Genomic DNA, 14,953 nt, shown 5'->3' on the forward strand with positions numbered 1-14,953 from the left:
GACCGGGCTGACGCTCGTGGAGGTGCTCGTCGCCTCGGCGGTGGGGTTGGTGCTGCTCGCGGTCGTGGCGGCCGCCGTCGCTTCCGCGGGCTGGACGTCCGACCGGGTGGCGGTGGAGGCGGCCCTGCTGGAGGACACCCGCGCCGCCGCGGACCTCATCACGGACGAGGTGGCGCGCGCCATCTTCGTCTACCCGCCCGGGACGACGCTGCGCCTCAACGCGGGCGTCTCGGCGTTCACGCGCAACCCGGTCGGGCCGCGCCTGGGCTCGAACACCTGGCTGGTCGGGCGGGACCCCGTGCTGGCCTTCGTGCAGGCGCCAAGGCTGCCGGGGTCGCGAGTCACCTGCGACCCCGCGCGGGACGAGGGCGGCGCGTCGCGGTACGCCTGCGCGGAGTTCGTCGCGTACTACGCCGTGCGGCGGGGCGAGGTGGTCGCCGCGACCCGCACGGCGGGGGGAACGGAACGATCGAGCAGTCCGGGGCGCGACCCGGAGAACGAGGGCGGCTGGCTGCTCTACGAGTACCGCCGGACCCTGCCCCTGCGGACGCTCGCGCGGGCGCCGTGGTCCCCCGCGCCGCTCGGGCCGCCCGCGCTGGGCGGCGCCACGCCCGACCTCGTCGCGGATCACGTCCTGCCGGGCGGCTTCGAGGTGACCTTCGAGACCTGCGCCGGGGTGCGGGACGAGGACGCGGGCAGCTGCGCCGCCACGACGCCCTCGACGGTGGGGGACGGCAACCCCAACGTCACCGCCCTGACGGGCCGCGTCACGCTGCGCGCCGGGACGCGGCGGGCGGGACGGACACGCGCGCTCGCGCCGATCACGGTGACGTTCGCGCCGCCCACCCTGGACGTCCTGACGCCCGCACCCGCCGGAGAGTGACCCCGGCACGACGCCGGGAACGTCCGGGCGTGCTATCCTCGAATCCCGAAGGCCGAGCGTCTTCGGTTCTTTTTTTTGGCGCTCGGTCAGGACGCAGGCTCATCGGCTCACCGCGGTGTTCGGGCCCTCAGCGGCCCATCGAAGTTCGGCGTGGCCGAGCAGGGGGAAACATGAAGTACATCTTCGTCACGGGCGGCGTCGTGTCCAGTCTCGGGAAGGGCGTCGCGACCGCGTCGCTCGGCGCCCTCATGCGGGCGCGCGGGTACCGGGTCACGGCGGTCAAGATCGACCCGTACATCAACATCGACGCGGGCACCATGCGCCCCTACGAGCACGGCGAGGTGTTCGTCACGGCCTCCGGCGCCGAGACCGACCTCGACCTCGGCAACTACGAGCGCTTCCTCGACCTCGACGTGCCGGAGGGCAGCAACATCACCACCGGGCAGGTGTACCTCGACGTCATCCGCAAGGAACGCGCCGGCGACTACCTCTCGCAGACCGTGCAGGTCATCCCGCACATCACCGACGAGATCAAGCGCCGCGTCCGCGAGGCGGGGGAGAAGGCGGGCGCGGAGATCGTCATCGTGGAGGTCGGCGGTACGGTCGGCGACATCGAGAGCCTGCCGTTCCTGGAGGCCATCCGTCAGCTGCGCTTCGACGAGGGCGTCGAGAACACCCTCTACATCCACCTGACGCTCGTGCCGTACCTCGGCACCAGTCACGAGTTCAAGACGAAGCCCACGCAGCACTCCGTCGCGACGCTCCGCTCGGTCGGGATCAGCCCGGACGTCGTGATGGTGCGCAGCAAGGAACGTCTCCCGGAGAGCATCACCCGCAAGATCGCGCTGTTCACGAGCGTCATGCCGGGCCGCGTGTTCACCTCGTACGACGTGTCGCACGTGTACGAGGTGCCGCTCGCGCTGGAGGAGCAGGGCCTCGGCAAGGCCGTCGAGACGCACTTCGGCCTGGAGGCGATGCATCCGAACCTCGCGGTGTGGCAGAACGCCGTGAAGATCCTGCGCACGCCCCCGAAGGAGGTGACGATCGCCATCGCCGGGAAGTACACCGCGATGCCCGACGCGTACCTCAGCCTGCTCGAATCCCTCACGCACGCGGGCATCGCGAACGACGCGCGCGTGAACATCAAGTGGGTCAACGCGGAGGAACTCGCGGAGGAGGGCGGCGCCACGCCCGAGGACCGCTTCGCGGACGTGGACGGCATCCTCGTGCCGGGCGGCTTCGGCATCCGCGGCATCGAGGGCAAGATCCGCGCGGCCCGCTACGCGCGCGAGCGGCGCGTGCCGTACCTCGGGATCTGCCTCGGCATGCAGATCGCCGTGATCGAGCACGCGCGGTCCATCGGCCTGGAGCGCGCCAACAGCAGCGAGTTCGACGAGTACAGCCCGCACCGCGTCATCGACCTCATGCCGGAGCAGCTGGAGGTGCAGGGCCTCGGCGGCACCATGCGGCTCGGCGACTGGCCGATGGAGGTCCGCGCGGGCACACGGCTCGCGGCGCTCTACGGCATCCCGCAGGGCGGCACCGTCATGGAGCGGCACCGTCACCGCTACGAGGTGAACCCGGCGTACGTCCGCCAGCTCACGGACGCGGGCCTCGTCGTGAGCGGCGTGACGCCCGGCATGGAGGGGCGCGGCGCGGGGCTCGTGGAGGCCGTGGAACTGCCCGACCATCCGTTCTTCGTGGGTCTGCAGAGCCACCCGGAGTTCAAGAGCCGCCCCATGCGGGCCAGCCCGCCCTTCAAGGGCTTCATCGCGGCGGCGCTCGCCCGCCGCGAGGGTCGTCAGGACGTCACGCCGAGCGTGACGAGCGCCGCGTCGAGCTGAGCTTCGAGGGACGTGAGGTCGCCGCCGTTGTCCAGCACCACGCTGGCGCGGCGGCGCTTCTCTTCCGGGGGCATCTGCGCGGCGTCGCGCGCGGCGACCTGTTCGGGCGAGAGGCCGTCGCGCGCCACGACGCGCGCCACGCGTACGCTCAGCGGGGCGTCCACGAGCAGCGTGGCGTCCATGCCGCGCTCCAGGCCGTTCTCGAACAGCAGCGGCACGTCGTGCACGACCCAGACGCTGCGGGCGTTCGCCTCCTGCCGGGCGGCCTCCGCGCGGACGCGGGGGTGGACGATGCCGTTCAGGACGGTCCGCGCCTCGGGGTCGCGGAAGACGAGCGCGGCGAGGGCGGGCCGATCGAGCGCGCCGTCCGTGACGTACGCCTCCCCGAGGCGCTCGCGGACGTCGCGCAGGACCTCGGGCCACGAGGAGACCGTGCGGGCGATGGCGTCCGCGTCGATCACGTCGAGGCCGCGTTCGCGCAGGAGCCGGGCGACGGTGCTCTTGCCCGCCCCGATGGAGCCCGTGAGGCCGAGTCGTCTTGGTGCCGGGGTCATGCGGGCATTCTAGATTCGCGGGTCCGGGACGCGGAAGGGAAGGGGTCAGGTTCGGATCAAGCATGTTGTCTAAACAACTGGTGTGAGTTGCGCGTATGAAGACGTCAACCCCGAGATCAGTTTTCTCACAGGTGATTCACCTCGGTTTTTCATGCTGTTCTTACGAATCCAGCGAGCCCAACCACCGCGCTTTCGTCTTGCAGGACGAAAAACACGGTGTTAGGCTTGATGCCATCGGAGGTTCCCCAAGTGAAACGAGTGCTCCCCCTCGGCCTGCTCGCGGCGCTCAGCCTCGGGAGCATCGGTCGGGCACAGACCGCCACGCCCCCCACCACGCCCGGCGCCCCCACCCAGAGTGAACCCGCCCGGCCCACCCCCAACTGCGCGAGCTACGTGGCGCTCGGAAACTCCTACTACGCGCAGGGGCAGTACGACTCCGCCTACGTCGCCTTCCGCGCCGCCACCGAGTGCGATCCCAAGTCCGGCACCGCCCTCCTCGGCTTCGGACGCACGCAGGTCCGCCTCAAGCTCTACGCGCCCGCCGTCGACACGCTCACGAAGCTCGTCGCGCTCGACCCGCAGAACGTCAGCAACCACATCGCGCTCGCGCAGGCCTACACCCAGCAGTACGTCGGCACCAGCGACCGCGCCGCCGTCGCCGGGAACCTCGACCTCGCCCTGAAAGCCCTCGACCGCGCCGAAGGGGTCGACCCGCAGTCCGCCGCCATCTACAACCAGCGCGGCACCGTCTACCGCCTCAAGGGCGACAACGCCCAGGCGCTCGAGATGCTGCGCCGCGCCGCCATCCTCAACCCCGAGGACGCCGTCGTGCTCTACAACCTCGGCGACCTCTACAACGCCCTCGGCCAGCTCCCGCAGGCCGTCAGCACCCTCCAGCGCGCCGTCGTCGCCGCGCCGCAGGACGCCGTCGCCCGCGCCTACTACGGCAAGCTGCTGCTCCTCAACGGCAACCCCGACGCCGCCCGCGTCGAGCTCGCGCAGGCCGAACGCATCGCCCCGCGCAACGCCTACGTCGTCGGGCAGTTCGGCGTGTTCGGCTACCTCACCAAGGACAACCTCCTCGCCCGCGTCAAACTCGAACAGGCCGTCAAGCTCGAACCGCTGCGCTACCCCGAGTTCTACTACTACCTCGGCCGCGTCGCCCTCGACGCGGGCCGCGCCAAGGACGCCCGCGGCGACCTCACCCGCGCCGCGTCGCTCGCCTCCACCAACCCCGAGTACTTCTACTGGCTCGGCCGCGCCCAGGAAGCCAGCGGCGACAAGGGCGCCGCCCGGCAGGCCTACGGCGAGGCGCTGCGCCTCAGTCCCAACATGAAGCTCGCGCAGGACGGCCTCAACCGCGTCAAGTAAGGGCACCGCCGCAGGGGCCGCTCCGGCAGGGGCGGCCCTCCGCTTCTCTGGGCCGTCAGCGCGGCTCTCCACTCATGGCTGCCTGCGGAACGCTCCATCCGTGTACGGACCGGAACGCTCCGGGGCGGCCCTCCGCTTCTCTGGGCCGTCAGCGCGGCTCTCCACTCATGGCGGGAGCGGTCCCTCGCTCGTGCCTCGGCCGTCCACGCGTCTCTCCACTTGTGTGAGGATGTGCTAACATCTCTTTTTGGGTGCGCCCCCACCAGTGCCCTCGTGCGACGAGCGTCGCGAGGCCGGAAAGGGTGGAGGTCGCCACATCTCAGGAACAACGCTCGGGAGGACACATGTCGTACATCGGAATGAAGCAGCTGCTCGAAGCTGGCGTGCACTTCGGCCACGAAACCAAGCGCTGGAACCCCAAGTTCAAGCGGTTCATCTTCGCGGAGCGCAACGGCATCTTCATCATCGACCTGCAGAAGACCCTCAAGCAGATCGACCGCAGCTTCGATTACATCAAGGCGACCGCCGAGCGTGGCGGCGTCATCCTGTTCGTCGGCACCAAGAAGCAGGCGCAGGAAATCGTGGAGCTCGAGGCGCGCCGCAGCGGCATGCCCTTCGTGACGCAGCGCTGGCTCGGCGGCATGCTGACCAACTTCCGCACGATCCGCACCCGCATCGACCGTCTCGCCGACCTCGACGAGATGTTCGAGTCCGGCCGCATCAACGAGCGTCCCAAGGCCGAGCGCATCGTCCTCGGCGCCGAGCGTGAGCGTCTCCAGCGCTACGTCGGCGGCATCCGCAAGATGAGCCGCCTGCCCGACGCGCTCTTCGTCGTCGACCCCACCAAGGAAGTCATCGCCGTCCAGGAAGCGCAGAAGCTCGGCATCCCCGTCATCGCGCTCGCCGACACCGACAGCGACCCGGACGTCATCGACTACATCATCCCCGGCAACGACGACGCGATCCGCTCCATCCAGCTCATCACGCACCGCATCGGCGACATCCTCGTCGAGGCCCGTGGTGGCGCCGAGGACGTCAGCAGCGTCGCCGAAGGTGCCGAGGGCACGGAAGGCACGGAGGGCAGCGACGACGCGGCCGCCCGTGAAGTCCAGCTCACCACGCAGGACGGCGTCGCCGGCGAGATCAGCCAGGACCAGACGCCCGCCAGCACCGAGTACTGAGCGACTCACGCCCACCCCGGGAGGGCGTCACGCTCTCGCGGGGTGCTTTTCTACGGCAGCAAACCCCAATTCAAGGAGGTATCCAACCATGATGGAGTCGATCAAGAAGCTTCGCGAGATGACCGGCGCGGGCATGATGGACGTCAAGAAGGCCCTCGGCGACGCCGGCGGTGACGAGGACAAGGCCGTCGCGCTGCTGCGCGAGCGCGGCATCGTGAAGGCCGCCAAGAAGGCCGACCGTGAGGCGAAGGAAGGCCTCGTCGTGTTCCGCGCGAGCGACGACCGCAAGAAGGCCGCCCTCGTCGAGGTGAACAGCGAGACGGACTTCGTGGCGCGCAACGCGGACTTCCAGCAGCTCGTCGCGGATCTCGCCGACGCCGTCCTCGCGAGCGGCGCCGCCGACGCGGAGGCCTTCAAGGCCGTCACCATGCCCAGCGGTGAGACCGTCGAGACGGCCGTCGCCGCCGCCGCGGGCCGCATCGGCGAGAACCTCGTCCTCAACCGCGTCGCGTTCGTCGAGACCGACGGCGTCGTCGGCGGCTACGTGCACAGCAACGGCAAGATCGGCGTGCTCGTCGAGCTCGACGGCGGCAACGAGGACCTCGCCAAGGACGTCGCCCTGCACGTCGCGGCCGAGCGTCCCCGCTACCTCACCCGCGAGGAGGTGCCCGCCGACGCGCTCGACCAGGAGCGCGAGATCCTCACGAACAAGGCCCTCAACGAGGGCAAGCCGCAGCAGATCGTGGAGCGCATCGTGAGCGGTCAGCTCGCGAAGTTCTACGAGGACAACGTCCTGCCCGAGCAGAAGTTCGTCAAGGACAACAGCGTCACGGTCGCGCAGCACCTCGGCAACGCCAAGGTCAAGCGCTACGTGCGTTTCGAGGTCGGCGCCTAAGCATGCGGACACGAAAGAGCGGCCAGGGATGGCCGCTCTTTTTCTGCCCCGCCCCCACAGGAGGTCCAGCGAATGTTCAAACGTGTGCTGCTCAAGCTCAGCGGTGAATTCCTCGCCGACGAGACGACCGGGTTCGGCATCTCGCCCGACGCGACGATGCGTCTCGCGCAGGAACTCAAGAAGGCCGTGGACGGCAGCGGCGTCGAGCTCGCCATCGTCATCGGCGGCGGCAACTTCTGGCGCGGCGCGCGCAACGGCGCCGGCATGGACAGCGCCACCGCCGACTACATCGGCATGCTCGGCACCGTCATGAACGCCATGGCGCTCCAGGACGCCCTGGAACGCGCCGGTTGCCCCACGCGCGTGCAGACCGCCATCCAGATGAGCGCCGTCGCGGAGCCCTACATTCGCCGCCGCGCCATGCGTCACCTCGAGAAGGGCCGCGTCGTCGTGCTCGGCGGCGGCAACGGCATCCCGTTCTTCTCGACCGACACGACCGCCACGCTGCGCGCCATGGAGCTCGGCGCGGAGGTGGTGCTGATGGCGAAGAACAAGGTGGACGGCGTCTACGACGACGATCCCCGCAAGAACCCCGACGCGCGCAGGATCGACCAGATCAGTCACATGGACGTCGTCGCGCGTGGCCTGCAGGTGATGGACGCGACCGCCCTCACGCTGTGCGTCGAGAAGGGCCTCAAGATCGTCGTGTTCGACATCTTCGAGCCCGGCAACCTCGAACGTCTGCTGCGCGGCGAGCGCGTCGGCACGCTCATCACCAGTTCACCGGACTGACGCGCCTCCTCATCTGGCGCCCGAAGCTCTAAAATGCCCCTCGGAGGTCCCTCATGACCATGAAGTCGATTCAGAGCGACGCGCGTACGCGCATGCAAAAAGCCATTGAAGCGCTGGAGAACAACCTGTCCGTGCTGCGTACGGGCCGCGCCAACCCCGGCATCCTCAAGAAGATCCTCGTGGAGTACTACGGCAGCACCATGCCGCTCGATCAGGTCGCGACCGTCACCACCCCGGACGCGCGCACCCTCGTCATCACCCCGTGGGACCGCGGGGCGCTCAGCCCGATCGAGCGCGCCATCCGCGACAGCGACCTCGGCCTCAACCCGAACAACAAGGGCGACGCGATCTTCATCACGCTGCCCGCCCTGACGGAGGAGCGCCGCAAGGAGCTCGTGAAGACCGCGCGCGGCTACGCCGAGGACGGCAAGGTCGCGGTGCGCAACGTCCGCAAGGCCGCCCTGGAGGAGATCAAGAAGACCGAGGGCGTCGGCGAGGACGAGATCAAGCGGGGCGAGCAGGACGTGCAGAAACTCACCGACGAGTTCGTGAAGAAGGTCGACGAGGTGCTGCACCGCAAGGAGCAGGACATCCTCGGGTAGTCGTGACGACGACCGAACAGATCGGCCCGTCCGGGCGGCACCTGCCGCCCGGAGGGCTTCACGTCACCCCATGTTGCCCGGAGGCCCAGTGGAGTCGTTGAGGACGCGCGTCCTGACGTCCGTCGTGGGCTTCCTCGTCGTCCTCGTCGTGCTGTGGTTCGGTCGGGTGCTGCTGCTGCCCGCGCTCTTGGTCCTGTCGACGCTGGCCCTGCGGGAGTTCATCGGGATGTGCGAACGGCAGGACCTCGACGTGCGTCGCCGCAGCCTCTACGTGGGCGGCGCGGCCCTGCTGGTCGTCTCGCACCCCTACTTCCAGGGCGGGCCCTGGGTGGGCATCTCGTGGCGTGAGGTGACGCTGGCGGTCCTGCTGGGCTACTTCCTGATCATGGAAGTCATCTCGCCCGGCGAGCGTCCCCTGGAACGCGTCGTGTACAGCGTCTTCGCGATGCTGTACATCCCGTGGCTGCTGGGCTTCTTCCTGATGCTGCGGTTCCTCCCGGACGGCGACAGCGGCTTCGCCTACCTGCTGCTGCCCCTCATCGCGTCCTTCGCGACGGACGTGGGCGGCTTCTTCTTCGGGCACTTCTTCGGGCGGCGCAAGCTCGCGCCGGAGGTGTCGCCCGGCAAGACCGTCGAGGGCGCCGTGGGCGGCCTCATCCTCAGCTTCGTGATCGTGTTCGCGCTGACGCGCCTCGCGTTCGTGAACCGCCCGTGGTCCGCGTACGACGCGCTGCTGTTCTCGTTGCTGGTGTCGAGCGCCTCGCAGCTCGGGGACCTCGCCGAGAGCCTCATCAAGCGCTCCCTGCGCGCGAAGGACAGCGGCAGTTCCCTGCCCGGTCACGGCGGGCTCCTCGACCGTCTCGACGCGCTGCTGTTCGCGGTGCCGGTGACGTACCTGTTCCTGACGGTGGTGCTCGGCGGAGGATAGGGGAGAGGCGTCCACGCGCCGCGCCGGGCGGATGTCTTCTTTGGAATTCGCCCCGCCTTGTAACTTGCCCCCTTGCCTCGGGGCGCGGAGTGCGCGAGATTGACCGCGATGCGTATCTCTGTCCTCGGCTCCACCGGCTCGATCGGCACGCAGACGCTCGACGTCGCGCGCGTGCGCGGCGACCGCGTCACCGCCCTCGCGGCGGGCTCGAACCTCGACCTGCTCGAAGCGCAGGTGCGCGAGTTCCGGCCCGACGTGGTGAGCGTCCACCCCGCGCGGGTCGCCGAGGCGCGCGCACGTCTGACCGGCGTGCGCGTCACCGGGGACGTGGAGGAGATCGCCGTCCAGGACGCGGACGTCGTCGTGGGCGCCATCCCGGGGCTCGCGGGGCTCGCGCCCGCCCGCGCGGCGCTGGAGGCGGGCCGCGCGCTCGCGCTCGCGACGAAGGAGGCGATGGTGGTGGCCTCCACGCTCGTGTGGGACGCCGCCGCGCGTGGCGGCGGGCGGATCGTGCCGATCGACAGCGAGCACACCAGCCTGTACCAGCTCCTGATCGGCGAGGACCTCGCGGACGTGGAGGAGCTCATCGTCACGGCGTCCGGCGGGCCCTTCCGGACGGGCCCGGCGGACCTCTCCGGGGTCACGGCGGCGGAGGCCCTGCGGCACCCCACCTGGGCGATGGGCCGCCGCATCACCATCGATTCGAGCACGCTCTTCAACAAGGGCCTGGAGGTGCTGGAGGCGTCGGCGCTCTACGGACTGCCCCTGTCGCGCGTGAAGGTGCTGGTGCACCCGCAGAGCGTCGTGCACGGCCTCGTGCGGATGCGAGGCGGGAACGTCAAGGCGCACTTCAGCGCGCCCGACATGCGCCTCCCCATCGTCTACGCGCTCGGCGCCGCACCGCACGGCATGACGCGGCCCGGCGACGTGCGTGCCGCGCCGAGGCTGGACTGGCCGGGCTCGGACTTCTCGCTGGCGCGCCCCCTGGAGTTCTTCGAGCCGGACTTCGGCCGCTTCCCCTGCCTGGGCCTCGCCTACCGCGCCGGCGAACGCGGAGGCGTGGCGCCCGCCGCCCTCAACGCCGCCGACGAGATCGCCGTGGAAGCCTTCCTGGAGGGCCGCATCGGGTACCTCGACATCGCCCGCATCAACGAGGCGGTGCTGGAGGAGACCCCGGACGCGCCGCTCGGCTGGGACGACCTGCGTGAGGCCGACACCTGGGCGCGCGCCCGCGCGGCGGAACTCGCCGGGGCGCCGCGCGCGGCGGGGGTGACGTCGTGAACGCGCTGCTTTGGGTCCTGATCGTCCTCGTGTACCTGCTGATCATCGCGGTGATCACGGCGGCGCACGAGTGGGCGCACTACTTCGCGGCGCGCAGGCAGGGCGTGAAGGTCAACTCCTTCTCCATCGGGATGGGCCCCGTGCTGTACCGCCGCCGCTGGCACGACACGGAGTGGCGCCTGAGCGCCCTGCCGATCGGCGGGTACGTGGAGATCGACGGGATGGCGCCCGACATGTCGTCCGGGCGTCCCGTGCGGCCCACGACGGGCTTCGCGGGCCTTCCCGCCCTCGGGAAGATTGCGGTGCTGCTCGCGGGGCCCGCCATCAACCTCGTCCTCGCGATCGCGCTCCTGACGGTGGGCTTCGCGCGTGACGGGGTGCCCGTCATCCGGGACGGGCAGGCCGTGGTCCGCAACGACCGCGCCCGTGTCGAGAGCGTCGTGGCGGGCTCCACAGCCGACCGGCTCGGCGTGCGCGGCGGGGACGTCATAGTGGCCGTGAACGGGCAGGCCCTGCCGCCGCAGACCCGCGTGGACGGGCAGACCCTGCCGGGCTACCGCGCCGTGCAGTCGGCCCTCGCGACGGCCGGACAGAAGCGCTTCACGCTGGAGCGCGAGGGACGCCGCTTCGACGTCACCTTCGACTGGAGCCAGCCCGCCGGGGGGCCGCGCCGCACCTTCGGCATCCGCTACGGCCCGGATCAGGCGATGGAGCAGGTTGCCGTGGGCGGCGCGTTGGTGGTCGTCGTCGCGCACCGCCCTGCTGGCCGTGCCGCAGGTCCTGACGTCCTTCGGGCGGCTCTTCCAGCGCGCCGCGACCCTCGACGTGCAGGGCGCCGCCCGGTCCGACGACGTGGGCGGCCCCATCCGCACCGTGACCTTCCTGCGCGCCGCGCTGGAGTCCGGGCAGATCCTGCAGTTCGCGGCGCTCGTGAACCTGTCGCTCGCGTTCTTCAACCTGCTCCCCATTCCCGGTCTCGACGGTGGACGCGTGCTGCTGGTGGTCGTGCAGGCCCTCGCGCGGCGTCCGCTGTCCTTCGAGCTGGAAAACGGCATCAACTTCGCGGGCTTCGCGTTCGTGATGCTCATCATGATGTTCGTCATCCTCAGCGACGTCGTCCGCCTCTTCTGACCCGCGTTCGCCGACCGGAGGTGCGTTCCCGTGACTTCGTCTAGAATGAGAGCCGTGCAGTCCGGCAACCTCGCGGTCGTCATTCCCGCCTTCAACGAACAGGACACCGTGAGCGGCGTCGTGCGTGTCGCGCTCGAACTCACCCCCGACGTGGTCGTGGTCAGCGACGGCTCCTCCGATCAGACCGCCGCCGTGGCGCGCCTGGCGGGCGCGCGCGTCGTGGAGCTCCACTGCAACGCCGGGAAGGGCGCCGCCATCCACGCGGGCCTGGAGGCCACCGCCGCGCCCTACGTGGTGCTGCTCGACGCGGACCTCGTGGGCCTCACGCTGGAACACCTCACCACCCTCGCGCAGCCCGTCCTGCGCGGCGAACTCGACATGGCCATCGGCATCTTCAGCGAGGGCGGCTTCATGACGGACTTCGGCAACCGCATGACGCCCCACCTCAGCGGTCAGCGCGCCACGCGGCGCGAGTGGCTGCTGTCCGTGCCGCGCCTCGCGCAGGAACGCTGGCCGGAACCCGCCATCACCTACGCCCTCAAGAACGACAACGTCCGCTGGGGCTACGTGGAGCTCGCGAAGCTCTCGCAGGTGATGAAGGAGGAGAAACGCGGCTTCTGGCGCGGCGTGAAGCACCGCACGCGCATGTACCTCGACCTGCTCACCTTCCGCCGCCGCCGCAAGCGGGACCTGCCCGACCCCACGCACGGCCACGAACCCAGCTGAACGGGCTCGACGGCACGCCCGCCTTCCGGCGGGACGCGCCTCGTCCTTATTTCAGCAGGTCCACCGTGCCGCCGTTGGCGCCCACGTAGCGCACCGTCCCGAGGCCCGGCACGAAGTACGCGAAGTTCACGCTGCCGCCGCCCGACGCGGTCGTGACCTCGTTGCGCAGCAGCAGCGCGTTGAACTTCCCGCCGCCCGTCACGAGCGCCTGCTGGCTCACGACCTGCACCGTGAGGGTCGTGCCGCCGGAGGTGCTGCGCCACGTCTGACCGACCGCCAGGGGACCCTTCGGGTAGAGGGTGAGGGGCGGCTCGTACCACGCCACGCGGCCCTGCACGCGCGTGCCGCGCAACTGCACCCCACCGGAGGAGAAGTCGAGGAGGTCCTCCGACACGAGCTTCCCGCCGATGACGTGCTGCAGGGGCGTCACCTTCACGCCGCGCAACGTCAGGGGGGCCGCGAGTTTCTGCACCTCGCCGTTGGAGAGCTTCCACGTGGTGCCGGGCTCCCTGGGGAAGTACGTGGAGGCGAGGGCCGAGCTCAGGGCGAGGGCCACGGCGAGCGCGGGGACGAACTTCACGGCGGGAAGACGCATGAGAGACAGCTTAGCGCGCCGTGAACGCGTGGTCGGTCCGGAATTTCACGATGCTCCCGCCCCGCGCGGACGGGAGAGGTCGCTAGTATGACTTGATGCTCCGTTTCGTGTTCGTCCTGTGCGCCGCGTTCTACCTGCTGCTCGGCGCGGCGCTGTACTTCTTCCCGGTGGCGGGCTTCGGGACGCTCACCGTCTCGCCCACCTGGGTGGCGCGGTTGTGCGGCGCGCTCGTCCTCGCCTGGGGCGTGCAGCTCGCGCTCTCCTCGACCCGACCCGGCGGCCCCACCGTCGCGGGACTCGTCGTGAGCAACCTCCTCGTCGCCGCGACCCTCGCGCCCGCCGTGCTCAGCGGCCAGGCGCTCTCGCTGCCCGTCGCGCCCGTCGCGGTTCTCGCGATCTCGCTCGCCCTCGTCGTGCTGGCCGTCCTCGCGATCGTCTCGCCACGCGAGCCCCGGAGGTTCTGACGTGGAACGCCTTCAGAAACTGCTCGCCCGCACGGGCGTCGCCTCGCGCCGCAACGCCGAGGAGCTCATCCGCGCTGGGCGCGTCACCGTCAACGGCGAGGTCGCCGCGCTCGGCCGCACCGTCACCGACGCCGACGAGGTCCGCGTGGACGGCAAGGTCGTCGAGCGCGACCCCGTCCCGACCGTCACGTACGCCCTGTACAAGCCGCGCGGGGTCGTCACGACCGCCTCCGACGAGCTCGGACGCGTCGGCGTGCTCGAACGCATGCCGCGCGTGCCCGGCCTGCACTCCGTCGGGCGGCTCGACCTCGACTCGGAGGGCCTGCTGCTGCTCACCACCGACGGCGAGCTCACCCTGCGCCTCACGCACCCCCGCTACGGTCACGAGAAGGAGTACCGCGTCTGGACGGACGAGCACGTCACGGACGACGAGATCGCCCTGCTCGCCTCCGGCGTGGTGCTGCGCGAGGGCCGCGCCGTACCCGTCGGCGTGAGCCGCTCGCGTGACGGGCTGCGGATCGTGCTGGGCGAGGGCCGCAACCGGCAGGTGCGCCGCATGCTCGAAGCGATCGGGCATCACGTGAACCGTCTCGTGCGCGTCCGCTTCGGCGGCTTCTTCCTCGGCGACCTCGAACCGGGCGAGTACGTGGAACTCGGCCCCACGGACCTCGCCGAGCTCACCGACCGCGCCGCCGTGCCGCCCGAGGAGTGGCGGCGCCGCGAGGAGGAGACCCTCGCCCGCTGGGGCTGAACGGCCCCTCGAAGGTGGCCTGCGCTGCCGTCCCGGGACCCCATGAAGGGCGCTTCGCGAAACATGCAGGCGCGGGGCGGCCCGATTCGGGTAGGGTGAGGGCACAACGGTCGGGCTTCGTCCCGGGGAGTTCAGCCTCCATACGCTGGCATGGCGGAGTCTGTCGGTCAGGCTCCGCCATGCTCGTTTCGCGTCACCGTTGCGTCCAGGAGGTCACCCCATGCGCCCCCCACCCCCCGCCCACGCTCCGAACGGCCCCTTCCGCCGCATCCTCGTCATGATGAACTTCTCCCCGTCCGCGCGGGCCGCGCTCGCCGCCGCGCGGCGGGCCTTCCCGCACGCCCGGCTCGACGTGCTGCACGTCGTGCCGGTCGAGGCGAACGCCGCGTCGCCCCTCGCGCCCGCCGGGCGCGGCCTCACGAGCGCCGTGCTCGTGGAACGTGACCGCCACTGGACGCACGAGGCCGCCGCGCGTCTCGCGGAGCTCGGCGGCGGCGAGATCGTCCGGGGCGACGCGGGCGACGTCGCGCTCGAACGGCTGCGCGAAGGGCGCTACGACCTCGTCGTGGTCGGCGCGAGCGCCCTCGGCGGCGTGGAGCGTCTGCTGCTCGGCTCCGTCGCGACGCGTCTACTGCGGCGCAGCCCCGTGCCCGTCCTCACCGTCCTCGCGGACCCGGAAGGCTGACGTGCCGAGGCTCCCGGTGCTGGCGGGTCTGCTGCTGGGCCTGCTGGGCCTCGCCGGGACGCTCGCGGCGGGCCGAGCGGTGGAGTCCGGCCGTGTGACGGCGACGCTCGTCACGGCGGCCCCCGCGCCCTCCGGGGTCAGGACCGACACGGCCGCGCGGGTCGCGCGGTTCGTGACGAATCCGGTCGTGGCGGCCGTGCTCGTCGCGGGCGGGTTCCTGCTGGTCCTCGCGGACGTCCTCACGGTCGGCTTCGGCGTGCCGGGCCTGCT

The 14,953-nt window shown here is 70.8% G+C and carries 17 protein-coding genes and 1 pseudogene; 16 read left to right on the forward strand and 2 right to left on the reverse strand.

Annotated elements, in window-relative coordinates; all coding sequences use genetic code 11:
* Together DEIPI_RS0102695 and DEIPI_RS0102700 are read left to right on the forward strand one after the other, a co-directional pair.
* A partial coding sequence (locus tag DEIPI_RS0102695) for a hypothetical protein (RefSeq protein WP_169737005.1) occupies positions 1 to 883 on the forward strand: 883 nt, incomplete at its 5' end.
* 170 nt (positions 884 to 1,053) lie between these two features.
* Positions 1,054 to 2,727, forward strand: a complete 1,674-nt coding sequence (locus tag DEIPI_RS0102700; protein WP_027480755.1) for a CTP synthase — start codon at positions 1,054 to 1,056, stop codon at positions 2,725 to 2,727.
* Here DEIPI_RS0102700 and coaE read toward each other — a convergent pair.
* Positions 2,685 to 3,281 (reverse strand): dephospho-CoA kinase, encoded by a 597-nt coding sequence (gene coaE / locus DEIPI_RS0102705; protein WP_027480756.1) that lies wholly within the window; start codon positions 3,279 to 3,281, stop codon positions 2,685 to 2,687. The two genes, DEIPI_RS0102700 and coaE, sit on opposite strands and share 43 nt — an antisense overlap.
* A gap of 249 nt (positions 3,282 to 3,530) precedes the next feature.
* On the opposite strand from coaE, the gene DEIPI_RS0102710 reads away from it, so the two are divergent.
* From DEIPI_RS0102710 to DEIPI_RS0102755, 10 genes and pseudogenes are all read left to right on the forward strand, one after another.
* Positions 3,531 to 4,652 (forward strand): tetratricopeptide repeat protein, encoded by a 1,122-nt coding sequence (locus DEIPI_RS0102710; RefSeq protein WP_027480757.1) that lies wholly within the window; start codon positions 3,531 to 3,533, stop codon positions 4,650 to 4,652.
* Positions 4,653 to 4,996: 344 nt separating this feature from the next.
* On the forward strand, positions 4,997 to 5,833 hold the full coding sequence (gene rpsB / locus DEIPI_RS0102715; protein ID WP_027480758.1) for a 30S ribosomal protein S2: 837 nt from the start codon (positions 4,997 to 4,999) through the stop codon (positions 5,831 to 5,833).
* An 88-nt stretch (positions 5,834 to 5,921) separates the two neighbouring features.
* Positions 5,922 to 6,728 (forward strand): translation elongation factor Ts, encoded by an 807-nt coding sequence (tsf, locus tag DEIPI_RS0102720; RefSeq protein WP_027480759.1) that lies wholly within the window; start codon positions 5,922 to 5,924, stop codon positions 6,726 to 6,728.
* A 72-nt stretch (positions 6,729 to 6,800) separates the two neighbouring features.
* On the forward strand, positions 6,801 to 7,520 hold the full coding sequence (gene pyrH, locus DEIPI_RS0102725; RefSeq protein WP_027480760.1) for a UMP kinase: 720 nt from the start codon (positions 6,801 to 6,803) through the stop codon (positions 7,518 to 7,520).
* Positions 7,521 to 7,573: 53 nt separating this feature from the next.
* Positions 7,574 to 8,122, forward strand: coding sequence for a ribosome recycling factor (frr, locus tag DEIPI_RS0102730; protein ID WP_027480761.1), 549 nt, complete (start codon positions 7,574 to 7,576; stop codon positions 8,120 to 8,122).
* 88 nt (positions 8,123 to 8,210) lie between these two features.
* Positions 8,211 to 9,050, forward strand: coding sequence for a phosphatidate cytidylyltransferase (locus DEIPI_RS0102735; RefSeq protein ID WP_045233522.1), 840 nt, complete (start codon positions 8,211 to 8,213; stop codon positions 9,048 to 9,050).
* A 108-nt stretch (positions 9,051 to 9,158) separates the two neighbouring features.
* The gene (gene dxr / locus DEIPI_RS0102740) at positions 9,159 to 10,331 is read left to right on the forward strand and encodes a 1-deoxy-D-xylulose-5-phosphate reductoisomerase (protein WP_045233523.1); all 1,173 of its coding nucleotides are present in this window, start codon (positions 9,159 to 9,161) and stop codon (positions 10,329 to 10,331) included.
* Between the two features lie 50 nt (positions 10,332 to 10,381).
* A pseudogene (locus DEIPI_RS41170) lies at positions 10,382 to 10,816 on the forward strand (site-2 protease family protein); the annotation flags it as partial.
* A gap of 232 nt (positions 10,817 to 11,048) precedes the next feature.
* On the forward strand, positions 11,049 to 11,462 hold the full coding sequence (locus tag DEIPI_RS41175; RefSeq protein WP_027480765.1) for a site-2 protease family protein: 414 nt from the start codon (positions 11,049 to 11,051) through the stop codon (positions 11,460 to 11,462).
* Positions 11,463 to 11,507: 45 nt separating this feature from the next.
* Positions 11,508 to 12,188, forward strand: a complete 681-nt coding sequence (locus tag DEIPI_RS0102755; RefSeq protein ID WP_027480766.1) for a glycosyltransferase family 2 protein — start codon at positions 11,508 to 11,510, stop codon at positions 12,186 to 12,188.
* A 46-nt stretch (positions 12,189 to 12,234) separates the two neighbouring features.
* Here the strand turns inward: DEIPI_RS0102755 and DEIPI_RS0102760 are convergent, their stop codons facing one another.
* Positions 12,235 to 12,783 carry a hypothetical protein gene (locus DEIPI_RS0102760; RefSeq protein ID WP_027480767.1) on the reverse strand — a complete coding sequence of 183 codons (549 nt, stop codon included), beginning with the start codon at positions 12,781 to 12,783 and terminating at the stop codon, positions 12,235 to 12,237.
* Positions 12,784 to 12,878: 95 nt separating this feature from the next.
* On the opposite strand from DEIPI_RS0102760, the gene DEIPI_RS28025 reads away from it, so the two are divergent.
* The 4 genes from DEIPI_RS28025 to DEIPI_RS38765 form a co-directional block, all read left to right on the forward strand.
* Entirely contained in the window at positions 12,879 to 13,247 is a 369-nt protein-coding gene (locus DEIPI_RS28025; RefSeq protein WP_045233524.1) for a hypothetical protein, read from the forward strand.
* 1 nt (position 13,248) lies between these two features.
* Positions 13,249 to 13,998: a pseudouridine synthase gene (locus DEIPI_RS0102770; protein ID WP_027480768.1), complete on the forward strand. Its 750-nt coding sequence runs from the start codon at positions 13,249 to 13,251 to the stop codon at positions 13,996 to 13,998.
* A 220-nt stretch (positions 13,999 to 14,218) separates the two neighbouring features.
* Complete coding sequence (locus DEIPI_RS0102775) at positions 14,219 to 14,683, forward strand: universal stress protein (RefSeq protein WP_027480769.1); 465 nt, start codon at positions 14,219 to 14,221, stop codon at positions 14,681 to 14,683.
* A gap of 1 nt (position 14,684) precedes the next feature.
* A partial coding sequence (locus DEIPI_RS38765) for a hypothetical protein (protein ID WP_052351593.1) occupies positions 14,685 to 14,953 on the forward strand: 269 nt, incomplete at its 3' end.

It is taken from the genome of Deinococcus pimensis DSM 21231, from assembly GCF_000519345.1.
In the GTDB taxonomy this organism is placed as follows: domain Bacteria; phylum Deinococcota; class Deinococci; order Deinococcales; family Deinococcaceae; genus Deinococcus_A; species Deinococcus_A pimensis.